At 49.2% G+C, this 24,414-nt stretch carries 18 protein-coding genes, 2 pseudogenes and 1 CRISPR repeat array; of the genes and pseudogenes, 15 read left to right on the top strand and 5 right to left on the bottom strand.

All coding sequences use genetic code 11. The features are described from left to right. The first annotated feature begins 220 nt into the window (after window positions 1–220). The 6 genes from H6F72_RS24670 to H6F72_RS24645 all read left to right on the top strand — a co-directional run bounded on the left by H6F72_RS24670 (window position 221) and on the right by H6F72_RS24645 (window position 7,719). Window positions 221–529 carry a hypothetical protein gene (locus tag H6F72_RS24670; RefSeq protein WP_190441933.1) on the top strand — a complete coding sequence of 103 codons (309 nt, stop codon included), beginning with the start codon at window positions 221–223 and terminating at the stop codon, window positions 527–529. Between the two features lie 356 nt (window positions 530–885). Then, a complete protein-coding gene (locus H6F72_RS24665) occupies window positions 886–1,908 on the top strand; it encodes a DUF2278 family protein (protein WP_190441932.1) in 1,023 nt (340 codons plus the stop codon). A 106-nt stretch (window positions 1,909–2,014) separates the two neighbouring features. Continuing rightward, window positions 2,015–3,673: a phospholipase D-like domain-containing protein gene (locus tag H6F72_RS24660; protein WP_190441931.1), complete on the top strand. Its 1,659-nt coding sequence runs from the start codon at window positions 2,015–2,017 to the stop codon at window positions 3,671–3,673. 257 nt (window positions 3,674–3,930) lie between these two features. Next, window positions 3,931–5,010, top strand: a complete 1,080-nt coding sequence (locus tag H6F72_RS24655; protein ID WP_190441930.1) for a hypothetical protein — start codon at window positions 3,931–3,933, stop codon at window positions 5,008–5,010. Between the two features lie 329 nt (window positions 5,011–5,339). After that, complete coding sequence (locus H6F72_RS24650; protein ID WP_190441929.1) at window positions 5,340–6,341, top strand: AAA family ATPase; 1,002 nt, start codon at window positions 5,340–5,342, stop codon at window positions 6,339–6,341. A 70-nt stretch (window positions 6,342–6,411) separates the two neighbouring features. Next, window positions 6,412–7,719, top strand: coding sequence for a VWA-like domain-containing protein (locus H6F72_RS24645; RefSeq protein WP_348252684.1), 1,308 nt, complete (start codon window positions 6,412–6,414; stop codon window positions 7,717–7,719). Window positions 7,720–7,736: 17 nt separating this feature from the next. Here H6F72_RS24645 and H6F72_RS24640 read toward each other — a convergent pair whose 3' ends face one another. From H6F72_RS24640 to H6F72_RS24620, 5 genes and pseudogenes are all read right to left on the bottom strand, one after another. Then, window positions 7,737–8,918 (bottom strand): RtcB family protein, encoded by a 1,182-nt coding sequence (locus H6F72_RS24640; RefSeq protein WP_190441926.1) that lies wholly within the window; start codon window positions 8,916–8,918, stop codon window positions 7,737–7,739. Window positions 8,919–9,392: 474 nt separating this feature from the next. Beyond that, window positions 9,393–9,800, bottom strand: a pseudogene (locus tag H6F72_RS24635) (transposase family protein); the annotation flags it as partial. Between the two features lie 15 nt (window positions 9,801–9,815). Then, window positions 9,816–10,310, bottom strand: a complete 495-nt coding sequence (locus H6F72_RS24630) for a transposase family protein (RefSeq protein WP_190441925.1) — start codon at window positions 10,308–10,310, stop codon at window positions 9,816–9,818. Window positions 10,311–10,370: 60 nt separating this feature from the next. After that, on the bottom strand, window positions 10,371–10,730 hold the full coding sequence (locus H6F72_RS24625; protein ID WP_190441924.1) for an alpha/beta fold hydrolase: 360 nt from the start codon (window positions 10,728–10,730) through the stop codon (window positions 10,371–10,373). A 101-nt stretch (window positions 10,731–10,831) separates the two neighbouring features. Continuing rightward, the gene (locus H6F72_RS24620) at window positions 10,832–12,535 is read right to left on the bottom strand and encodes an ankyrin repeat domain-containing protein (protein ID WP_190441923.1); all 1,704 of its coding nucleotides are present in this window, start codon (window positions 12,533–12,535) and stop codon (window positions 10,832–10,834) included. A 554-nt stretch (window positions 12,536–13,089) separates the two neighbouring features. Between H6F72_RS24620 and H6F72_RS24615 the strand changes: the two genes are divergently transcribed. From H6F72_RS24615 to H6F72_RS24575, 9 genes and pseudogenes are all read left to right on the top strand, one after another. Next, window positions 13,090–13,428, top strand: a complete 339-nt coding sequence (locus tag H6F72_RS24615; protein WP_190441922.1) for a hypothetical protein — start codon at window positions 13,090–13,092, stop codon at window positions 13,426–13,428. A gap of 65 nt (window positions 13,429–13,493) precedes the next feature. Then, window positions 13,494–15,056, top strand: a complete 1,563-nt coding sequence (locus H6F72_RS24610; RefSeq protein ID WP_190441920.1) for a hypothetical protein — start codon at window positions 13,494–13,496, stop codon at window positions 15,054–15,056. 26 nt (window positions 15,057–15,082) lie between these two features. Next, complete coding sequence (locus tag H6F72_RS24605) at window positions 15,083–15,715, top strand: hypothetical protein (protein WP_242017116.1); 633 nt, start codon at window positions 15,083–15,085, stop codon at window positions 15,713–15,715. Window positions 15,716–15,799: 84 nt separating this feature from the next. After that, a complete protein-coding gene (gene cas1 / locus H6F72_RS30430) occupies window positions 15,800–18,802 on the top strand; it encodes a CRISPR-associated endonuclease Cas1 (RefSeq protein ID WP_242017115.1) in 3,003 nt (1,000 codons plus the stop codon). Then, window positions 18,799–19,092: a CRISPR-associated endonuclease Cas2 gene (gene cas2 / locus H6F72_RS24595; RefSeq protein ID WP_190441918.1), complete on the top strand. Its 294-nt coding sequence runs from the start codon at window positions 18,799–18,801 to the stop codon at window positions 19,090–19,092. The genes cas1 and cas2 overlap by 4 nt, the downstream gene beginning before the upstream one ends. Before the next feature lie 222 nt (window positions 19,093–19,314). Then, window positions 19,315–19,868: direct repeats of the CRISPR family, unit length 37 nt; unit sequence CTCGCAAAACCCAAAATCCCCGCAAGGGGACTGAAAC. Window positions 19,869–19,979: 111 nt separating this feature from the next. Beyond that, window positions 19,980–21,011: pseudogene (locus H6F72_RS24590) on the top strand (transposase); the annotation flags it as partial. A 437-nt stretch (window positions 21,012–21,448) separates the two neighbouring features. After that, window positions 21,449–22,318, top strand: a complete 870-nt coding sequence (locus H6F72_RS24585; protein ID WP_190441916.1) for a ParA family protein — start codon at window positions 21,449–21,451, stop codon at window positions 22,316–22,318. Next, window positions 22,318–23,418, top strand: coding sequence for a ParB/RepB/Spo0J family partition protein (locus H6F72_RS24580; protein WP_190441915.1), 1,101 nt, complete (start codon window positions 22,318–22,320; stop codon window positions 23,416–23,418). Before H6F72_RS24585 ends, H6F72_RS24580 begins: the two co-directional genes overlap by 1 nt. Before the next feature lie 41 nt (window positions 23,419–23,459). Further along, window positions 23,460–24,143, top strand: a complete 684-nt coding sequence (locus H6F72_RS24575; RefSeq protein ID WP_190441913.1) for a hypothetical protein — start codon at window positions 23,460–23,462, stop codon at window positions 24,141–24,143. Window positions 24,144–24,414: the final 271 nt, after the last annotated feature.

Genomic DNA, 24,414 nt, shown 5'->3' with positions numbered 1-24,414 from the left:
TCGCTTACCAGAGCAGCAAAACCATCTATCAAGTCAAGCATGGGATGCTCTCGGACTACTTGATTGCACAACTCAAGCATCCGTCTGTTCAGATGGCTCTTGCGTAAGTCCTGTCTAATGTAGTAAGTAGTAAGGATTGGGGATCAAACCCAGAGAGATTAAAATAAAAATCTTCAATCCTGGAAAAAATCGATTTGCTGTGTAGCGATCGCTGAGCATTATGTCTCTAACCTTGGGCATTCGGCTATTGGGAGGGTTTTCCATAATCTACGGCGATCGCCTGGTGGTAGAAATCACCAGTGAGCGAGCACAAACCTTGTTGGCCTATCTGGTGTTGCATCGCCAAGCTGCTCAACCTCGTCAGCGGATCGCCTTGAAGAATGGAAGTAGCTACAGGGCAGAGGGGAATCTCCATCAAGCCGCCTCTAGAGAAATCTTCAGGAGACTGACCAATTCACACCGATTCGTCTTCCCAGTTTTGAAAGGTTCATGGGGTCGATTACACTCACGCTGTTTCTACAAGGCATGACGGTGCTAAATGGTACAAGTCGAGTTACAGGGCAATGGGGGCAAGGTCCCAGGCGAAGCGCGCTTTTTGGCGATTCTCTATCAGTAGGGATTTATGATTGAGCGATCGCCCAGCTTTGAGCCATCCTAAAATTGCTTTCTCGGTGACGACCCGTTGTGTCGGTGGAAAACAAAGAGAGTTGATGTGAAATATTCTACGTTTTTACTACATAAAAGTACCCTCACGGGTACTCTCCAAAACACTACCTGCTAAGCAGAATAGTGAGCATGACAGTAACGTTGATTGATAGAGAAAAGTAAACCTGATCGCAACACTTCAACGTTAGTGGTTGCCGTTTCAACACTCAGGAGAACATCATGCCGTTGAAGGAATACGGTGTTTTGAAGGGGCGTCCTGTAGCGCGACGCCTCGCAGTTACATCGAATGCCCACTACCAGGTTCACTTAGTCGATGACGACACCGATTACCGAATTGCCATCAATGTGAAGTCCAAGCTCAGCCCCTCTGAATTGGAATATCTCATCGATGAAAACTTTAACCATCCAATCACGGCCAGCCTAGTTAATTTGCCACTTGGGTTCAAACCATTACAGTCTCAGCCAGGTGGATTGGCGTTAGATTTCATCCGTGGGAATCTGCTCGATCGCACCAAAATGATTCCGTTACCATTCAATATTCCTGGTCCAGATAATGATCTGAACGACAAGATTGACCATTATATTCAGCGGGCAATGTCAGATGAAGAGGCGCTGATCTATGCTTTTGGCGAACGCTGGGGTCCAGAACCTCGCACCAAAGACAAGATATTTGGTTTTCTGCCTGGAAACGGCATTCATGATATCCACATGAATCAGGGCAATGCCAAGAAGTTTGAACAAGATGATGGAGTCTGGCAGGATGGCGCTTTGCTAATTCACTTTCCTACGGACAATCGTTGGATTGGTATCTTTCTCAAATTTCAGTCGCAGTGCTGGCATACCGATGATACAACTGGGCATTGCATTGTTGCAAAACCTGCCCCAGGTCATCCCACGGAAACCCCCATCAAAGGCGAAGTTGACCTAGTTGTTCGCATTATTGCTGCACTAGTAAATCCAGAAGGGGCTGATCTAGGTATAGAAACAGTCACGCTCCTCAATACTTCACCGACATCTATTGACTTAACGGGATGGGCGATCGCAGATCGATTGAAGAACAAACATTCTCTATCTGGAACACTTGCTTCAGGCAGCATGTTGGTTGTACAACTACCTCAAACTGTGCAATTAGGTAACAAAGGCGGCATTATCACCCTACTAGATAGTCGTGGCATCAAAATTGACGGGGTATCTTATACCGAAAAACAAGCAGCTCGTGAGGGCTGGACGCTTGTATTCTAAGTTCTACTGATGGAGATGAGTGTTGCGTGGAATGATGCGCTCAACACTCATCGCTCTACTCAACACTCAAATTTCAGATATCCTATAGCATCCTGAGAGAATTGCCATGCGCAGGACAGCAAGCAAGAATGGTGTTTCAGTGAAAGCATACGCTGGGACGACCGGAGTTCTGGTGGCAATGACCGTTGGGGCTTCGGAGCGCCAAGGACTCTTGGGATTCGCGATCGAGCGGACAGATGGACGTTCTGGTAAGAAAGAATGGCTCAATGGCATGCTGTCCTTTCCGGGAATGTCCTATCAACCAGGTCGCTTGATTGCTAGCAATCTGGCTCCAATCCAAAAGTTTCGCTGGTCTGATTATCGGGTGTATCCCGAGACAACCTACAAGTACAGCATTCATCCGGTTTATGGGAAGCCAGATCGCTTGGAGATCGAGGCAGGTCCAACGGTGACGGTGACAACGACCAGTCGCCAGAGTGAGCACTATGTATTGTTTAATCGCGCCGCAGCAGCGAGTCAGGCTTTCTCCCGTAAGTTTCCTGAGGTTGAGCAACAAATCAATGCCGCCAGAAAGGCTAAAAAACCATTGCCTGAACTGCCACCTCCAGTGCTGGCTTGGCTGAGCCGAGGGGTGTTGGAGCAGATTGTGCAATTGATTGAAGTGGCAGCCGATGAAACTTGGGCGTTGGATATTGCTATTTATGAGTACGAGTTGCCTGAGATTGTTGAAGCAGTTAAGGCAGCTCATGCACGAGGGGTGAACATCCGAATTGTTTATCATGCCAAAAATGGAGATGAGCAGACTGAGGAAAATGAAACGCATTTGGAAGGACTGCCTGCAACAATTAAACGGGCGAGGATTACCCCAAAGATCTGCCATCACAAATTCATTGTTCTGAGCCGCTTGCGTGGAGACAAGAGAAACCCACAGTCAGTCCTTTGCGGATCGACCAACTTTACCCACAATGGCGTTTATCGCCAAGCCAATGTGGTTCACGTGACCCGAGATGTCGCGATCGCTCAGCCCTATCTCGATCTCTTTGAGGTGCTGTTTGCAGGCAAAACACCGACAGAAACTCGTCACTATATTAATCAAAACAACTCCATAGAGATGGGACAGTCTACATTCGTTGGATTTTCTCCCCGCTCCGCTCCGAGTGACCTGCAAGCATTTATTCAAATGATTCATCAGGCTGAAAGAGATGTACTGTTTTGCACAGCATTTGACCTCTATGATGAACTGGAAGCGGCATTATTGGGTAAGCCTCGTGATCCGATTCTGCGTTATGGGCTGCAAAATAGCCGGACTCAGATCACAGGTATCCATGCCGATCGCACCGCAAATTTTGTGGCAACTGCGATGCTAGGGAACGGGTTAGAAGGATTTTTGAAAGAATCGACCAAAGGACAGCGCGGTAACATTCTCATCCACACCAAGCTGATCGTCGTTGACTTTACTTCAGATCATCCGATTGTAATTAGCGGCTCTCACAATTTCTCAAAAGCTGCTTCCGAAAGTAATGACGAAAACTTTCTCTTATTACAGGGGAATACAGATGTCGCAGACTGCTATGGATGTGAGTTGATGCGGCTGTATGACCACTACCGTTTTCGCTTCCGCCTCAAAGATGGCAAAGATGGACAAAACAACCGGGCAGCAAAACCACCTGGGCTAACTCCCGACGATAGCTGGACAGACCCTTATTTCACATCAGGCTCGCTCAAGTATAGCGATCGCCTCAAATTTGCAGGTGAAGCAAACTGATCAGTTTCTGCACGGTTATCCAAAATCACCTCATTTAAGGACTAAATTGGGAACATTAAGCAAAAGTGCGATCGCTCCTGACTATGCTAACGCCAGAACAACAAGCCGCAGACGAAGCAACGCCCGTAGAAGAATTGCGGAAGCTTGCCCAGCAAAGCGTTGAACTCGGACGAATTGTTTCCCGAAATTCCTGTGCTGATCCAGAACTACTGAGAGAATTAGCAACGAGTCCAGATCAGGAAATCCGTTGTGGAGTTGTGGCAAATCCTAATGTGCCTGTAGACGTTCTGTTCAAATTAGGGGAGGAGTTTCCAAAGCAGATATTAGAGAATCCTTTATGGTCGCTTCTGCTGTTAGAAAATCCGAACCTATTCGATACTCTTCCTCGTCCAACGGCAAACAGCATCTTGTTTTCAACGTGGCTTGCTAAACATAAACAGCTTGAAACACCTGAGCGAACCCTCACAGAGCAAGAAATTCGCTCGATTTCAAAGCAAAGCGAACCATGGTGTGAGTTTTTGAAAGGTATCATTAGAGACCCCAATACACCTGACGATGTGCTTGAAATCATCGCGGCTAGAGATGACAGACTACGAAACCCAAAGTTGGATAGAGTTGATCAAGCGCTTATTCTTAGACCTAAGCTTCCTAAAAGTGTGATCGAAATCTTGGCAGTCCGAAGTACAGGCACCGTCAAGCTTGAAATTGCTAGACGACCCATCCCTGCTACTCTTCTCCGAAAACTGGTAGAAGATCAATCGGACTCGAGCATTGCGCTGCTTTGTGCAGTTGCCCTGAATCCCAACACATCAGAAGATCTTTTAGAGGAGCTGATTGTGGGCGATTGCCGTCCATACTACGTCAAACACTCCGTCGCTCTAAACCCTAGCCTTTCTGATCGACTAGTGTTTATGCTGCTTGAGGAATATGATTTTGATACCTTGACACGCCTCGAAATAAATCCTCATCTTCCGATTACGGCATTAGAAAAATTGGCAAAAAGCTCGAAAGAGATTTACCAAAAGCTTGCGGCTAGCCATCCGAATACACCCATGCCAATCTTGATGGATTGGTTCAAGAATGATCCATCCAAACACGCGCTCCTGGCTAAAAATCCTGCCATGCCAGAGGAGATCATTCGCCAATTCTTGAACAGCCCGTCTGCATCGATTCGTAAAGGAGTTGCCGAAAATCCCAACATCCCAGAAACCTTCCTAATTCAGCTATCAACGGATCATTCTGACTATGTCCGTCATGCAGCACAAAACGTTTTAGAGGACACTAGCCCCAAAAAAGCCTGGCAGGAAGCTCATTTCAGCCAATTAACCTGGGAGTAAACTCTGTTGAATTTTCTTTTCACGTTTTGTCACTAATTGCTTCACTATGACCCCCATTGAATAAAAGCCTATCTCGATCGCCTCCTCGCGAAAAACCTACAAAGCAGTGTCCCGATTTGGGAAGACAAACATGCGATCGCCTCTCACTATGCTCACACCAGAACAAGAAGCCGCAGACGAAAACACGCCGTCTGATGTGTTGCGAGAACTAGCATCCTCTTTTGATCTAGTGATTCGGTAAGCCTTTGCAACGCCTGACAACAGATGGAAATTGGGCAGTTCGTGCCGGTGCTCAAACTCATCTCGCATCAAGATCCTAAATTGAGACCATGACTCCTACAGAACTAAAAACCTACCTCGATCGCCTCCTCACCCAAAATCTGCAAATCAGCACCATGATTTGGGGAACACCGGGCATTGGCAAATCGAGCATTGTGGAACAACTCACTCGCGATCATGCCATTAATTTTGTAGATGTGAGGCTGTCACAACTTGCCCCTACCGATTTGCGCGGTCTTCCCGTTGCAGAAGATGGGATATCTAAATGGTATCCACCAGAATTTCTACCACGTGAGGGCAAAGGCATTCTCTTTCTTGATGAGCTGAATATGGCTCCTCCAGTCATGCAGGGTGTAGCACAGCAATTAATTCTCGATCGCCGCGTCGGTTCCTACACCGTTCCAGAGGGCTGGTTTGTCTGGGCAGCCGGAAACCGCAAAGAAGATCGGGCGGCGGTGTTTGATATGCCTACACCCTTAGCGAATCGGTTCCTACATCTTCAAGTCGAACCCGATTTTGATAGCTTCAAAGCCTATGCGCTAGAAACAGGCGTGCATGAACAGATCATTGCCTTTCTCTCGTTTCGTCCGGCTTTACTACATAAGCTTGATCCCCAACAGCCTGCCTGGTGTTCACCGCGATCGTGGGTGATGGCAAGTGCATTACATGCAGCGGACTTGAGTATTGCGCCAGCCGTTGGAGTGGCAGCAGAGGCAGAGTTTGCCGCATACATTGAGCTATACCGCACCTTACCGAATCTCACGCCCATTCTAGAGGGAAATGGCGACCGCATTGACTTTCCTGCTGAACCCTCTACTCGCTATGCTACGGCGATCGGGCTGACGCTACGGGCAGCAGACGCAAATCAAGCCTACAACGCTTTTACCTGGCTCAGTCAAAAGGCGACAGCGGAGTGGGTACAGTTATTTGCCATCGATATGTTTCGAGTCATGCGGAGCAAAGGACAGATGGGAACCCTGGCAAAATTGGTGCACAAAGATGCTCAACTTCAGAAATTTTTGCAGGAGTTTCAGCAATTGGTGGGGGTGTGAACAACTGCTAGCCTTCTGAAATCACCGATTTCCCATGATTTAGCCATTGAGATTGGTAATTCCAACACCTGTGAAAGATCTTCAAATCATTAGTGCTTCTCTCCTGAGGTTGCGAATGAAATCTCCCTTCTTTGCAACCCTGGCTCTGTTTGCTCGGTTTATCCCGACTCAGCACACCCCAACGGCTGCAACAGACGGCAAAGATATTTTCTTTAACCCAAACTATCTACGCTCTCTTCCTAGTGCTCAACAGGATGGGCTGTTACTTCACGAAGTTCTGCACGCTGCCTTACTTCACACTGTACGACGCGGAGTGCGAGATCCTAAGGTTTGGAATATTGCCGCTGATATTGTGGTCAATGGCATGATTGTGCAGCAAGGTGTGTTTGATCTACCACCCGGAGGAGTGCGAGATCCTAAACTTGAACATCTCAGCGTTGAAGAGATTTGTGAACTACTACTCAAACAAGACTCGGCGCAGTTAAGCTTACCCAATCCCGATTTGTTAGACCGATCGCCAAACAATGCTCTATCTAAGCAAAACCAGGGAACTTCTAATCCTTCAAACCATGAGGCGGAGACTGAGACGCAATCACAAAAATTAGAGGACAAAGCACAGCAATTAGGGGACAAGTTAAACCTAACCGATGTTAGTCAGGATGCAAGCAGGACTCAACTTGAATCACCTCAAGTGACCTCTATTCCAGCGAGTTTAGATAGCCTGTCTCAGGCTCGAAAAGCCACATTAGAAACCCACTGGAAAAACGCTCTCCAGCAATCAATGGTGATTGCCCGTACTGTAGATCAAGGCAAATTGCCTGCGGGACTAGAACGAGAATTGGGCGTATTAACTGCTGCTCAGATAGATTGGCGATCGTACCTGTGGCGCTATTTGGTACGAACTCCGACAGACTTTATGGGGTTTGATCGGCGCTTTGTCGGTCGAGGGCTATATCTAGAGTCATTAGTGGGAGAATCGGTTCGAGTTTTTGTGGCAGTCGATACAAGCGGCTCGATCGACCAACGCCAATTGCGGTTATTTTTGAGTGAAGTGCAGGGTATTTTAGGCACTTACCCCCATCTGCAATGCGACCTTTACTATGCCGATGCTGAAATCTACGGACCCTATGTTCTCGATCCTGATGTAGAGTTGCCAGCACCCAAAGGCGGTGGTGGTACTTCCTTTGTTCCCTTCTTCCAGCAAGTGGCAGAACAGTGGGATGGGATGACGATGGGAGTTTGTATTTACTTAACCGATGGATATGGTCAGTTTCCGACAGACGCTCCCTGCTCACCTGTACTATGGGTTGTCACTTCAGGGGGATTAGCCCTGGAGCAGTTTCCCTTTGGTGAAGCAGTGCGTTTGTTGAGCCGATGAGAGCAATTTATGCCTGTTTAACCCTTCACACAAACAAGTTGCTTCAAGGTTGCCACCACCTCTACTAGATCAGATTGGTTTGCCATCACCTGATCGATCGGCTTGTAGACTCCGGGGATTTCATCCAGTACACCTTCATCCTTACGGCACTCGATCCCCTGTGTTTGCTGGATCAGGTCTTCCAACGTGAAGTTGAGCTTTGCCTTGTTCCGAGACATCAACCGCCCTGCCCCGTGAGAGCAAGAGCAGTAGCTTGCCACGTTACCCTTGCCCTTCACGATGTAGGACTTGGCTCCCATCGACCCAGGAATGATGCCATAGTCGTCTGCCTGTGCCCGGACTGCACCTTTACGAGTCACATACACCTCTTCGCCGAAATGCACTTCTCGCTCGGCATAGTTGTGGTGGCAGTTGACGTTCAGGCAAGGAGTGAAGGGTTGACCGTTCGCCAGATGCTTTTCCAGCACTCGCTTGGATCGCGCCATCAGCACTTCGCGGTTCACGCGGGCATAGTTCTGTGCCCACTGCAAATCACGCCAGTACGCCTCAAACTCTGGGGTGCCCTGAACAAAGTGTGCTAGGTCGGGATCAGGCAATTTTTCGCCCGCTAGCTTTGCCAACTCCTTTGCCGTCTCGATATGGCGCTGTGCCAGCACGTTGCCGATATGACGAGACCCAGAGTGCAGCATCAACCAAACCTGATTTTGCTCATCCACACAGACTTCGATGAAGTGGTTGCCGCCCCCCAGCGATCCCATCTGTTTCAAAGCCTTAGCTTCCAAATGTTGCGCGTCAGAGTGTAAATGCTTAAAGTCTTGCCAACCCTGCCAGTTCAGCACTTGTGCGTCTGCTTCGTCATTTTCGTTGAAGCCAACGGGAATTAGAGCTTCAATGTCTTGCCGAATCTGGTGCAGTTTGCCGTCCAATTGCTCCGCCACAAAAGGCGTTTTGATTGCACACATGCCGCAACCAATATCGACTCCCACTGCCGCGGGAACGATCGCTGCTTTCGTCGCTACAACCGAACCCACTAAAGCCCCTTTACCTAAATGGACATCGGGCATCAGGGCAACGTGCTTGAAGACAAAGGGCAGGGATGCTACGTTCTTTGCCATTTTGGTTTCATCCTGACCCAGTTCGTGGTTTGCCCAGGAGAGAACAGGCTTGGCAGTAGAGAGGTCTAACTTTTCGTAAGGCATGGTTTCGTGTCCTTCGTTTGTTTGATGTCTCCAGAATAGGAAGGACATCTTCCCCCAGGCGAATCGACACAAAAACGGCTGTAAGACTTGCTCCACAGTGGTTTCGAAGCTAGGGGAATAGTTGAACTGGAGGCATTCCCCTGACTTCTGGGGAAAATGTGAATTAGAACCGTGAGGCAGGGTGAATTTGCCTCGAAATTTCTCTTACCGCATCGATTCCTTGACCGATCGCTTCACCTGTTCACCACCGGGCTCGACGACGCAAATGATGAGTTGGGCTGTGATGAGGTGACCCGAAAGGGGGGCTGCTTCGCACCGCACCGCGAACCTGGCCAATTCGAGCCAGAATGGGAAAAACGTCGTCCTCAGAAATCTAAACAGGTGACAAGGGAGGCACCCATAGAGTCAGAATTCTCGAATAGACCTCTTCAAAAATAAGAAAAGTGGGTAGGTCAAGCTGCTAAAGCTCTGATTTCAGACATACTGCACCCGTAAACGGACTAAACCACAGGCACAACCAATCGCAAACTCATACATCCGGGAAGGCATCCGAAACTCTTCCTTGGCAACCTGGAAAATTTTAATCACTCGAATCACCTGTTCCACAAACACTCGCTTTTGACTCACGTAGCGATTAAACTCCTTTTGCTCCTGCGTTAACTCTCCCTTCGGTGGTTTCTTATGGGGTGTGGTGGTATGACAGCGACTGACATAGGCTCTGTCCCCGATGAACGAGAGACGGTTCGGCAATTCGTCCTGCGTTTGCTCAAGTAGCTTGCTGTCACTACGCGGCCCCTTCCCCCCCAGGACAACATCGACGAGGTCCACACCCTTCGGGATGACAATCGCCTGGTTTTTACGGGTATGCTCTTTCTGTTTGCCGGAGTAATACTCTTCCTACTCCTGATCATCAGTGGGTCGGGGAATCGCTTGCTCCCAACTATCGACTAGCAAAGCTCCCTCCGGCAGTTCGGCTAACCATTGCTCTAGCTCTGCGCGTTCGATACTGGGGCATTCTTGCTGCCATTGTTCGAGCAAACTCGCAGGTAGGCGCTCACGGAGATGGGGCAGCATCTCATGGATGTAGTTCCAAACCGTCGCTTCGGCACAATCGAGGGTGAGAGCAATCGCTTGCAGGGTCCAGTGTTGCCGCAGGTAAATCAGGGTCACCAACAACCGACCTAGGACGGCGGCATCCTGTTTACGCCCTCCACCCGCCTGTCGTTTTCCTCTAGGTCGTTGAGCTTGCCTCAGGCGTTTAGCCCGTTCCGCTTCTGCCGTCCGCTGCCACAGCTCCCAAAGCGCTTTTGCTCCGAGCCCTACCATCCGTTTACCTGGTTGAGGATGGGCGTTGAATGGATGCAACAGACGGTTGCAGCAGGCTTGCTTCATGATTCGTCCTGACAGCACTGCTCCCTTTATTTTGGCTGATTGCCTTATTTTTGAAGAAGTCTATTGGGGTGCTGTCGCTGCCGCCGCTAAAGCAACACAGGCACCGTAACTGTGGCCGACGAGGGCGATCGCATCAAGTTTTAGGGCTTCTAGCACAGTAAAGAGATCGGTAGCACAAGCGGCAGAAGAATAGTTGCCGTCAGCAGGAGATGTGGAAGCGCCATGCCCACGCAAATCGATCGCGATTGCTCGTTGAATCCGGGCGGCATAAGCAATCTGTGCATTCCAGATATCTGCTGAGCAAGCCATCCCATGCACAAACACAACTGGCAATGACTTGGATTCTGAAGTAGTGGCAGGCCTATCGGCCTCAAGGATGTGGATGCTACCATGCTGGGCGGCGATCGTCATCGACTTCATATGAGTATGCTCTGTTTTCGCAGATAGTTGAAGTTTACAACGTCTGCATGAGTTCATTGCGAGTCTATCAGCAAGCATAATGCTGTAGATCTCCTATTCTTTTAGTCAGTTCTGCGCGTCCAGCGGAAATCTGTTAAATCTAGGATGTAATCCGCTTGATTCTCAATATATTCACTTTGGCCATTTCGCCTCACGTAGATTTGTCCGCCTGTAATCCAGATCTGCGACGGCTCTTTGTAGGCCGCTTGGTGACGGCTAATCCATCCAGGCCGATCCCCTATGGTCTCTACCTGTTCAATCTGGAAGGTTTGGCAATGCAAGCGATACACTGGCGTTTCCTGCTCTATCCTGCTCTCAGCGTAGCCCAGGTTGCCAATGATGTAGATGTAGTCTCCTGCTAAAGTGGCTCTATGAAAGTCTGTGGGCGGAAACACTGCTTGGGGATAGCCTAAAATCTTAAATGTGCCATCTCCTGCATAAACCACAACATCATTGTAAATACAAAAGTCTGGGTCGTAGTAATCTTCATGTTCACCCCCGATTTCCACGATTCTTCCATCGGGCAACTCGGTAATCGTTCTGCCATACCGGTAGTAGCACCAGACAGGTTCCTCTAAGTCCCCGGTGTCAGGGAACTGAGCTTGAGCATAATAGGCAGGGTGACCGCAGCGAATCATCGCTTTCCAGAACTCAATATCCATCACTTCTGGATTAGTTTGCCCAAAGCGCCGATGTCTTCCGGCTACATATTGTTCTAGCGATAGTTGGAGATCTTCGCCACCGACTTCTGTGAGGATTTTCCGCATATCATCATTAATCTCACTCATGTCCTCACCTGCATTCACCAGGATACGAACAATGGGTAGATTCGCCGCAACTTTAATGGCTGTATCATTACAATGATTGGCCCGCTTGGGATCAGCGCCATGCTCGATTAAAATCTGCACACAATCTGTTGCACCCCTGCTTGCGGCTACCATTAACGGCATATCGCCAAATTCATCTGGCACTTCAATTTTCCATCCTTGCTCAACTAACCACTGCACAATTTTTGTGCAATCGCTTTCGATGGCAAACATCAAGGCAGTCTTGCCACTAATTCCCACATCATGAGGATTAGCGCCAGCAGCTAAGAGCAGTTTCGCCTTTTCCACATCGCCCATTTGCAAGCAGAGCAGCCAAGGAGTTCTAAGCCAGCAGTCCCGTGCTGTGAGATCCGCACCTTGCTCCAGCAGTTCGTGAACCGTTGCTAAGGGTTCAAAGACGATCGCATACATGAGGTCTGTCCAGGCAAGTTGCTCTGCATCAGCTCCTGCTGCAAGTAACACCTGGACCGCATCAAATCTCCCAACTATTGAGATGACCCGCAGGGCTGATTCTCCATAGCGACTCACACCGTCAACCTTGGCTCCTCGCTCAATCAGTAAGTTCAAGAGAGGGATTAAGTGTGGATCTCTAGCAATATCTCGACCATGCACAGCATTAATCAGAACATCATAGCCACCTGAAGTCTGATAATGAATGTCAGCCCCTGCCTCTAGAAGCGATCGCACCTTATCCAGATTGCCTGTTTGCACAGCAAAGCCCAAGACTGTCTTTTGCGTCTCCTCATCCACAGCGTTGATATCTGCTCCTTGGTCGATTAGAAACTGCATCATATCGAGACCTGCATTCAGACTCGTGACAGCAACCATTAAGGGAGTTTGAGCAGAATACTCGTCTAAAGCATCAACATCTACACCGCTCGCAATTTGCGCTGCGACTCCTGCAATATTTCCCTGTTTTACCTGTAGATGAATTTGCATAGTTTTCTATCAGTAGTCTCCTGTACAGAATAGAGAATCGTTGCCTCAGGGGATAACAAGAAGGCTAGAACAAACAGTGGAGGCGGAAAGCAGCATGCAAGCCTTGCTGAAGATAAAGTTACTTATTGCCACTAAGCTGCATCCAAGATTCTACCCAATCACTGGCTAAGTCCATACCATTCAACCAGGCTTGGGCATACAAACCTATCCAAAAATCGCTATGTCTGCAATGCATTTTTTGTCCTTCTTTAGCTCGACAATTATAGCTGGCTGAGCCTTGAGTGCGAACTTCATGGCCAGCATTTCCAGGATAGGTTTGTGGTCAAGTAGCAAGCCTATCTTTTTTGCGCCTAGTAGCTCTACCCTTGCGACACATCTGCTTCAAGCTTTAAGTGGCCCTCTGAGTTGCGGCATCTGAAAGGAGATCATTGTGCGATGCTTGTAAGCTAGCCAACTGGATACCGGATAAATCGCCACTGGGCGTAGGTCACCTGAGCGATCGCCTTGTTAGGGTGACATTTACAGCAACCTCAATGTGCGCTCCCGAGCTGCCTATGGCTACTAAAGCACCTACTCGACCCCAGCAGCGACATAGTTCCCAGCAGCGAGACTCTTCGAGTCGGCAAAGCCGAACGTGGCAGAACCTGACCGATCGCCGCAAACTTCGTCATATTGAAAGCACCCTGGATAAAGCCATCACCCAGGCACTTCAGGAAGGGGGCGTTGGCTCTCATGAAGAATTTAAAGCGTATGTCGAGTCTTGCAGTGAGGATCGCTCAAGGCTCCCATCACTGTTGAGCTCTGTGAGGGTGGTGGCAATGATGATGAAATTCGAGGCTACCGCTTCTATCTCACCAGCGACCCTAGCCAAAGAACTAGCGGCAAGTATCTGATCAAGAATCTAGAGGGTGTTACAGACAAGGACAAAAACTACTTTACGCCCTCCAACATTGCTGAGATGTTTGGCTTTGAAGAGGCAGAATTTGATGATCTAGATGCTGACTTGGATGATGCTCTTGATCTCGATGGTGACTTTGATGAAGAGCCAGACGAGGATTTAGACATGCTAATGCTACTAGATGCTGATTTGGACGATTTGGGGGATTCGGAACTTGCTCCAACTCCGGCCGCTAAACATCAAGCTAAAACATCAACGAAAGCTCAGAGCAAGTCTCAATCTAAGGTGCAGACTCAAGGCAAAGCTGCTAAATCCAATCATCAAGACTTCCGCTACCGAAACCCAGTGGAGGAAGCATCCCGCTTAAGTGCTTCCGCCGCTGTGAACGGGCGCGAAACCAATGGAGTCAACGTAGCAGGGTTGGCAGGGCAACTGGCAACTCTGGGGATTGTGGTTGGGCAAGGAGTGTTGGAAAACCTGACCGCTCAGGACGACGAGGAACGCATTGAACGAATTGTCCGAGAACTCCAACGCCAGAATGAGCAGGTAGACCATTTAACCCGCCGTTTACAGGGGAAACCAACTGAGCACTCAACGGTAACACCAACAACAGAACCAGAGCCTGTTACGGCTGAGAACCCTCTAGCCACTGCGGCTGTAACCGTGGGAAGTAAGGTAGACAGGTTGGGTGTAAAACTAGATCCCACCTACAAATCTCAACCCCTAGAGTTGGACCGGGAAGCCAGCATTAGTGAACAGCTTGACCAGATTGAGTCATACCTGAAAGGTCTTTCCAAACGACTGGATCGTTTAGAAATTGCGGTCAGTCGTTTAGAGAAGCAAATTACAGAACCAACCCATTCTTCAATAGCTGAGTTGGAAGTGAATACAGCAGAAGGTCAATCTGGGGCACCTGAAAAGTCGAGCGCAGAGCCCAAAGTGCTGGAGCAACTTATGGCGCGACGCGCTGATCCTCAGCAAATTTCTTGTGCAGAATCTTTGGTGGGCTTTGCCAGAGTCACCAATGAACTCTCGGATGATGCTGATCCAGAAGGGATTGTGATTTCCAGCCACAAAACTCTGCGGATGGAAGCGCAAGGAGATCAGGTAGCGATTGTTCTAAACAACCGTCAAGGCAATATCCTTTTTGCAGGTAATCGTACCAATGGGCAGTGGGCGATCGCCACCGATCATCTCAGTTCTGATGAGAAAACCACCATTGGCAGGCTCCCCCAATCCAAAGAAGAATACACGACCAAAGCCAGCGCTCAGGCGTTGATTGCGACCTTTCAGGAGAATCTGTTAGAGCGATTTAATGGTCAGGCTGAACCTGTCTTTACTTTGAGCGGTCAGAGCAAAGCCAAATATGAGTTTGAGGTGGTGACGTTACCCAATGGAAATCAACTACTCCAAGGGTTTGACCCGAATCATCAAGATGCTCAGGTATTGGATGCCCGGTTGGTGCCGGGCCAATCTCCCGATATTTTGCATTGCACGATTCCAGTCCGAGAAATGGAATCAATCATCCAGGCTCAGCTCCATGAACGAGCTGCTGAGCCACCATCGAATCGCCATGCTGCTAAAGGGTCTGTTAAACCCAGCCGCGAAGAGTTGCAAGTTTAATTCACCAGTTACTGGATAGGAAACCTATGATGTACAACACGAAAGCGCAGGTAATTGAGTCTGATCCAGTCCAATTCCGTCGTCGCTCTACAAGGGATCTGAAAGGTTTTAAGGTGACTAGAACCGACTTAGGGTTCATCGGATTTTGTGTGGCAGTCGTAATTTATCTCCTGATTAAAGATCCAATCTTGATCACGGTTTTAGGTTGCGCCAGTGTAGTTTTTATCAGTCTCTGGCACTTAATTCATGCTGTACCGATTTTAGAAAGATATCTGGGGACAAAGATCCCTTTCTGGCATATTGCATCCCTCATTATTACGATGACTGCGTTACTGAACACCTTGAGTGTTCCGGCTCAGGCTATCTTCTTGAGCGGCTTAGAGCAGTTCTTTATTGATCTGGCCCAGCAAACCTCCCAAGCGGGCGGTGGCACGAATACGTTGGATGCCAATGTAGTGGGGCTGATTTTCAACTTGATTCGAGGTGTCTTTTTGTTATTGGTGGCAGCAGCGGCTCTCTTTGCCTATAACCAATCGCAACAAGGCAACGACTGGCGTCCGATTGTCACCCAGGTGGGATTGGCGTTTGCGATCGTCATTGCCATTGATGTCGTCACCTTCATCTTCATTGGCAATGGCACTGGAACCACAAGTGGCTGACACCCAGGGCTGGCAGAAGAGATGGAACGAGATTCTACCCCAGGCTTTATCAAAGTGAATCGGATTTTGGGCAAGTAGGCGAGCTTGGGTCCGATCCCCGCCGATCAACTGGGTTCTTGGGTGGCCATTGTGGTGATTTGCTATGTGCTAACCAATGGTCTCTTCAGCCTGGGTCTGGGCTGGTTCTTTGGTACCTCGTTTTGGTGGATTGTTAGTTGGTGGATTTTGACTGGAAACCAACCGCATCAATTTCTCGATCGCTGGCGCAATCCGCCTGGAACCGAGTGGTGTAACGGCAGTAACATCTATGTTTCGCCCATTCCTCACCATCGCCCTCCCTGGATTCGCCACCGTTATGGCGATACCCGAGTCAACCTGCGACTCAAACCGCTGCAGGTGCCCAATCAGTATGGAGGCAAAAGTAGATTGATGCCCTTCCAGAATGAAGTCAATATCTGCTGCCTGGCAGAAATTAAAAAAGACGATCGCGAAGTGGCTGCCCTGTTGCTAGAGAAGGGCAACGCTCAGTACCAACTGGTGTTTGGATTTCGGGTCGCTGGGTTGCATGATGTATTGCACGACAGTGAGGTGACGACGTTTGCTCGGGCGATTGAAGCAGGCATGAAAGAGCTACCGATGGGAGAGCGCGTTACCTTCTGCATAGGTTGTGATAGCGATGATGAGGAACGGCAAAGAGAACTCTCGACCCTGGCAGATGGTTGTCAATTAAAACCGGTTTCAGTCCTCACTCGCAATGAACAATTGCGCGTACAACAACTGGCTCAGGCAGGAACCCGTCAGCGTTGGCAGCAACTGGCGTTTTGTACCTGGACGAGTGATGACGAAGCAGGAACCCAGCAGCGAGATTTTGTGGGCGGTCTCATTGAGCGTTTCAGAAAAACAGCTTCTTGGGTGGTTGAACAAATCACCGGAAATCAACGAATTTATCAAGAAGCATTTTTCAAAAAGCTTTTGCTACAAGGCTTTCAGCAGGGGTTTCTTCAGTGGGAGTTGTTGTTGAATACAAAGGTTGGGTTAGAAGTCACTCCCTGTAACGCCACAGAGCTGTGGCAGTGGCTGTGGAACCGATTCAATCAAGGTGCGGCTCCGGCGATTCTGCAAGTGATGACTCTCCAAGAGACCGCAACCGGGTTTGAACTCAGCGAAACCGTGACCACAGACAAGCATCTTTGTACCTTGCTGATTGAGGGAACCCAGGGGCGTTCTGCCTGTCCTGAACACCGAGGCGACCATGACCGGGTGTACTTGACGGGGAGGGGGCAGGTCTGCGGTGTGATGAGCATGAGCGATCCACCGCTGGGCTGGACGAGTACTAGCGATCAATTGAAATGGATTTGGAAAATCCTTTCCTCTAGCTATGTGCATGATACGGAAGCCTGGATTGAGATTAGCCGGAGCAATGACTTTTTGATTCAGGACAACTTGGCCCGCCAAGCCAAGCAATCAAAGGCAGCTCGTACAGTGGCTATAACGAAGGGCCAGGGACGAGATGTCGGCGCTGAACTCAAGCAAGAAGAGTCTTTTGAAGCGCAACGTCGGCTTTATGAGGGAACTAAAGCCCTCCACTGTGCCCCCGTATTCTTGGTTTATCGCCATAGTGCGGAAGAGTTGACTCACGCCTGCAATCTACTCGCCAACAGTTTTGAAACGGCGAAAGTGATTCGAGAGCGTCATATTGCTTGGGAAATCTGGCTGCAAGCCTTACCCATCACCTGTAAACGCCTCCTGCATGGCAGTAATTTGAATGAGCGGCGATTGACCCTCGATACCCATACCGTAGCAGGCATCATGCCCCTGACGATGCCAAAGGATATCGATCGCCGAGGGGTGGAGTTTCTCACCCGTCGGGGCGGTAAACCCGTCTACGTTGATTTATTTCATCAGCAAATTGGACGGGTGCTGATTACTGGAACATCAGGCTCTGGCAAAAGTGTTTTGGGCTGGCGATTTGCCCTCGAAGCATTGGCAAACAAGATTCCAGTGGTGGGAATGGATATTTCCTCTAGCGGGAATAGTACGTTCAAAACGGCGATTGAATTATTGGGGGATCAAGGAGCGTATTACGACATCTCCAGCGGCAGCAGTAATTTGCTGGAACCGCCTGATCTACGTCGCTTTGATGAGCTAGAGCGCGATCGCCGCATGGAGTCTTGGAAGGAGTTTATCCGGCGAGCCTTGAGCGCGATCGCCCTGGGAAAAATTCATCATCCCCACTTGGCTCAACGGGTTGATGCCTTGTTAATTAGAGCCTTGGATGTATTTCTGCATGATCCAGAAATCATCACTCGCTACAACCGAGCGTTTGCAAGCGGTTGGCGATCGCCTGAGTGGCAGCAAATCCCCACACTTCCTGACTCTGCGCTTGGCCAATATCAGCTCTATCACGATTGCGATCGCCGCCTAGAACTGGTCAAAGCGATCGTGATCGCTAAAATCCATAACCAAAATGCTGTACTTTATCGTCATGAAGCACGCGAGCATTCGCTCAAGCTGCGTAAAGCTCAGGTGAAAGAGCAAGCCACTTTAGAGCAAATGCGGGGCATTGAGGGGCTATCGGCACGGGAGTACTTCGCGGGCTGGCCCCAGATGCTCGGCAATCAATGGTCTTTCACCGGACGTAACCGTCGTCCTCCCGCTGATCCCATCAATGCGCTCTTAAGCTTTGCTTACGGGCTCCTGCGAGTGCAGCTCACTGCTGCGGTGCACCTGGCAGGTTTAGATCCTTACATCGGTTATCTCCATGAAGTCCATCACGGTCAGCCAGCTTTAGTCTTAGATTTGATGGAAGAATTCCGTCCCTTGGTCGCTGATAATGTGGTGTTGGCTGTCGTGAATAATCGCACCATTCAACCTCAAGATTTTACAGAAAGTTTGGGAGCCTATCGTCTCTCCGAATCTGCTCGTAAGTCTTTTCTCCAAACATTTGAGCGCAAGATGAATGATGAGTTTAAACATCCCGTATTTGACTACCGCTGCACGTACCGACGCGCGATCGAATTACAAGCACAACTCCTAAGTCGGCATTTGCAGGAAGGAATCGTTTATCAGCCATTAGTCCTGCGATGACGACGCTATTTTACTTAATCATCTACGATTTGCCAGATTCTAAAGCGGCTAATAAACGGCGCACTCGTTTACATAAACTCTTATCGGGTTATGGCACTTGGACACAGTACAGTGTGTTTGAGTGCTTTTTAACGGCTGTGCAGTTTGCTAAGCTTCAGATTCAAGTAGAGAGGTTGATTAAGCCAGAAGAAGATTCGGTACGAATTTATGTTCTGGATGCTGGGGCTGTTAAACGCACAATTACTTATGGTTCGGAGAAACCTCGACAAGCTGAGGTGATTATTTTATGATGAGGCCATTCCTTCAGATTTCTGGCAAACCTAAGCGAGGGCGAAAACCCTAGGGGGTTTGCCAAAACCGCTAGAACCTTGACAACTCAATAGTTTTATTCATTTAGTTTCAGGCGAAGCAGGCAAAACAGGGCTCAATTGAGTCTCTGAAAGCGATCAAAGTTTGAGGTTTGTCAAAACTGCTTCTAGGATTCCGTCGTAAAGCACGTTTCAGACGGCGGACTCGCAAAACCCAAAATCCCCGCAAGGGGACTGAAACGAGTCGGATTCTATAGCCCTAGAGCTGGATTCTACAGCTCGCAAAACCCAAAATCCCCGCAAGGGGACTGAAACATGTCTCAGGATTCGCGATCGGCAATCTAGCGGCGACTCGCAAAACCCAAAATCCCCGCAAGGGGACTGAAACGCTAAGCTGAGCTTCGGTTTCTATGAGCAAGCTGGGGCTCGCAAAACCCAAAATCCCCGCAAGGGGACTGAAACGATGATAAACCAGCCGATTGCCGCGAATAGAAACACCTCGCAAAACCCAAAATCCCCGCAAGGGGACTGAAACATCCCAGTCTTCTTAGCCGTCTGACCTAAATCTTTGCTCGCAAAACCCAAAATCCCCGCAAGGGGACTGAAACTCGATTCCAGCCTCTAAGAATACTGGAATGTAGTATGGGTTTAAATCCACCAAACCCCGCAAGGGGACTGAAACCCCCTCAATTGTCAGTGGGACTTCTGTATTTTCATAGCAGGTTTAAATCCACCAAACCCCGCAAAGGGACTGAAACATGTCATAGGCTTTCTAACATGCAGAACAAGGTGTTTAAATCTACCTCAGATCTTGCACCAAGCTTTGAAAGGTGCGAGAAAGGGCGTGAAACCAATAGACTGCAAGAACAATGGACATTCTTGCTCACGCCCAAGAGCTAATCTACCACTTGCTGGAAGCGATGCCGAGTCCTTACCAGCGTCAAAGCCTGCACGCTTTGCTGGAGCTGTTTCTCCGAGCCCAAGGGTCTCCCCTCCCGGAGCACAGCAAATTGAAATCCCCCAGTGCTCTCAGCCGCTTCCTCAACGTCTATAGCTGGTCCGTGCGCGAAGTCATTCGTCGCCTGCGAGAAGCAGTCCGTCAGCAACTGCGGCAGTATTGTCCTCACGGTCGCCGACCCCATCTGCAAGTGATTGTTGACTTGACGACCCTAGAGAAACGTGGCAAGGGCACTGCCTTTGAACAGTTAGTCTCGGTGTTGCACGGCAAACGAGGCGTGCATCTCGTCGTCTTGTACCTTGTGGCTGGTCCCTGGCGCATTCCTTGGAGCTTTCGAGTCTACCGTGGCAAGGGCACTGCCTCGCCTGCTCACTTGGGCTTGCAACTGGTACGACAGTTGCCCAATTGGTTGCGAAAAGCTTTCAGGTTAGTTGTGCTCGCTGATACGGCCTTTGGCAGTATGGACTTTCTCCGAGGGATACGAAAACTGAAACTCCATGCCATCACAGGTGTTCGCTATGACCGCTGCTTGCAAGATGGACGGCAACTGTTTCAGTTGCACAAACCAGGTCAACAGGTCCGGCTCAAAGGAGTCCATTTCCCTGTCACTGTGGCTTGGTTCTATCTCAAGCGAGAAGGACAGCAGTCACGCTTGAAACGGTATGTCCTTTCAACTAAGCCGCTCAAGGCCAGCACAATTGTTTGGTGGGGACGACATCGGTGGCAAATCTGGTGGGGACGACATCGGTGGCAAATCGAAGACTGGTTCAAGACGGCAAAACACCGCTTTGGTCTGCATCGTTTTGGTCAGCAAACCCAGCTCGGCCTGTATCGCTGGTTGGTCTTGTCGCTCACAGCTTTTATCTTGGCCCACTGGGGCTATCTCTCAACGAACCAGAAGACACTGCCAGACTGGGCTGAAGCAGCAACAATCGTGCTCGAACCTAGGCCAGGTGGTTGTTGCCCTGCTGCTTCAGGAAGTCGAGCAAAAGCGAAGGCTTTTGCAACGGCAAGGATGGGACATCCAGATCACGAGGTGCAAGATATGAGCCAAACCCCGCAAGGGGAGGGAACTGTCTTTGAGACCTGGCTCAATCAGCGTCTGATAGCGTCGCTCAAAGTCCATCAACTGGATAGCACTCAGACCCTCTAGCCCAACTGCTTTAACGGTTAGGTCAGGAGTAGAAATTGGCGAGCAAGAGCTTACCTCCCTGAATATCAAGCTGTTTTTGCGATCCTACCTCTTAGCTTCTCTTTCCCACACGGGTGTGGGAGCGACTGAAGGAATATTTGAAATACTTGTGTGGGAAAAGTAAAAATCTTGATCTAAATATTGTGTCTTCGAGTAGGATTGAGAACATTCACCCGCCAATTGTGAAGATGGCAGTAATCACTTCAATCTTTAATCAGGCTGGAGGCGTAGCAAAATCTACGCTGACCTTGAATCTAGGACATATCCTGTCGCAAGCAGGTCAAAAAGTTCTATTAGTCGATTTTGATCCTCAGGGCAGTCTCACGATTTTTGCAGGTTTTGAGCCTTGGGACCTACCCGTGACTGTGTATGACACCCTGATGGGAAACTACAGCACTCAGGAGGCCCTGATTTCAGTGCTTGAACAAGCCATCGTCTCTGCACATAATATGGATCTCTTGCCTGCCAATCGACGTTTAGGAAAGGCAGAACTTGAACTTTTCACAGCTTTGAACCGGGAGCGGAAGTTAGCAGCCATGCTAGACCCATTGCGCGATCGCTACGACTGGATTCTAATTGACTGCCCCCCAAGCTTAGGCTTGCTAAGCGTGTCTGCACTCACTGCTTCCAATGGCGTGCTGGTTCCAGTCGAAACGGAGTACAAGTCTTGGATAGGGACTGATCTGCTCCTAGAAACGATCGCCTTAGTCAGACGGGAAATTAATCCGGATTTAAGTATTTTTGGGTTTATTCCGACCAAACACGCTAGAACGAAAAGCCAACATCAACGAGTGTTGAAAGCAATGCGAGAACAGCTTGCAGCAGTCGGCACTGTGTTTGACCCCATCCCTAATGCGACCGCTTTTGCAGATGCTTCTGAGGCGGGGCAACCCTTGATGGTTTACGACCGCCGCCATGCCGCTTTGCAGTCGCTTCAAACATTAGCAGACTCTTTGCTCGCTACCCACACGCGTGTGGGTAAGCCAGTTGAACCAATGCCTACAGGTAAGAAAAAAACCTCGCCTCATAACTCCAGTAAAACAAAAGTGAAGTTGTGATGGTTAAAGCTTCAAAATCTGAACGCCCCTACCGGGAGCTGCGATCTCTGGGTGGTTTATCTTCGCTCTATGATGTTGCGCCTGCTTCCACTTCTGCTCCAGCACTAACATCCAACGAATGTCTAGTTCCACTCAGCCAAATTCAGCGCAGTCCTAAGAACCCGCGTAAATCTTTCAATAGCGCCAAGATGGCTCAGCTCACCGCATCGGTGCAGAGATATGGTGTGCTCGAACCTGTACTGCTAAAGCCGCTTCAACCTGTACAAGAACCAGTACATTACGAGCTGGTATTTGGTGAGCGGCGTTATCTGGCAGCAGAAGCAGCCGGACTGAATGAAATTCGCGCTCGCATCTTGACCCCTGAGGAAGTGCAGCAGTGGAAAGAGGTTGATATCGCTCAGATTCGACTGGTTGAGAATTTGAATCGAGAAGACCTCAATGCGGTGGAGGAAACTCATGCGATCGTAGAGCTGCTGGCACTACAGCTGCAAATTCCAGCGGCAGAAGTTCCTCGCCTACTGTATCGACTTCATCAACAGCACCGCAAACGCAAAAATGAGGAGAGTGCTTCTTCCCACACGGGTGTGGGAACGGTGCCGCTCGGATCACTCAACGAGCAGCTTTCTCAGTGGATGAATAACAGTGACGATGCTGTCACGTTTGAGCGAATTTTATGGGAAGTTGAGTATGCCTTTGAAGGGCTAGGACGCTTTAGCTGGCAGTCTTTTGTTCAACATCGGTTGCCACTCCTAAATCTGCCTCCAGATGTCCAAAATGCAATTCGAACAGGTCAGATACCTTACAGTGCTGGCAAAGCTTTGGCTCGAATCACAGATGAGCATCAGCGTCAGTCAATCCTTGAACAGGCAATCGTAGAAAGTTGGACTCGCGAACAAATTGCGGAGGCTGTCCGGTCGCTGCTGACGCCACAATTACCTGTCTCTCAATCGAATCCAGATCCAGCCATTCAATTTCAGGCAACACTTCGCACTACTGTCAGCAAACTGAAAAAAGCGAAGCTCTCTGCCCAGAAATATGTAGAAGCAGAGAAATTACTCCAGCAACTCTTAGCGATCGCAGAGTCTGATAGCAATGCTTAGCAGCACAACCGGGGTTTTAGAAGTCATGAGTGTCGGATGCCGTGCCTCAATCCTCTTTTCCTGAAAAACTCTCTGGTGCCTTGACCATCGCCCGTAAGCGGGTGACGCAGACAGTTCAGTTACTCAATCGCATTCCGCTTGAGGAGTGTTATGAAGGAAGCCCGGATGGACGCAACTTGCCTCGGGTCCCTGGACTCTATGCCTTTAAACACCAAGACGGACGAATTCTTTATATCGGCAGAAGCAACAACATTCGTAACCGCTTTCGAGACGGGCATAGTGTATTTGTAGAGCTGTTTTTCGCAGGCTACGTCTCTACTGATGTGCGAATTGCCATCGTGCCTCTGTCTGGGGATTATCTGCCATACTTAGAAGTAATTGAAGCGATGGTGATTTTCACGCTGACCCCTGAGTTTAACAAGAAGCAGTATTCGCTTACGGAGATTGCGACAATGGTTGCAGTACGTTCCTTCACGATCCCCAACGACGTCCAATTGACAGACTTGCTGCCGCCGACTGCTCAAGGGGCGATCGCAGATTATGCCAACGCGAACCAGCTTCAGCCGAATCAGGTAATCGAATTAGCTCTAGCGCAGTTTTTTGACTATGACGCTGTGACGCTAGAAGGCTACGAACACCTGCAAAGCTTTGCTCAACTGAAGAATCAGATTGCTAAGCTGCAAGCAGAACTAGAAGGGCTCAAGCGAGAGAAGTCTAAAGATTGATAGTCTTGGTTTCTGAAAGCATCTAGCTAGTAGCACAACGATTATGACTTACTAATTCGGCGTTGCTGAAAGAGTAATGCTGGCTTTGGCACAATGAAGGTATGAAATGTCCTCAATGTCACTCCACTCACACAGCTAAAAACGGTCACCGTCGCGGAAGACAGTGCTATCAGTGCCAGCAGTGTGGTCGCCAATTTCTCGAGTCTTACCGTCCTTGGGCTTACTCCGATGACATCAAGCAACTGTGCATCAAAATGTATCTCAATGGCAT

The organism is Trichocoleus sp. FACHB-46, from assembly GCF_014695385.1.
GTDB lineage: Bacteria > Cyanobacteriota > Cyanobacteriia > FACHB-46 > FACHB-46 > Trichocoleus.
This window is presented reverse-complemented; position numbering and strand designations above follow the sequence as displayed.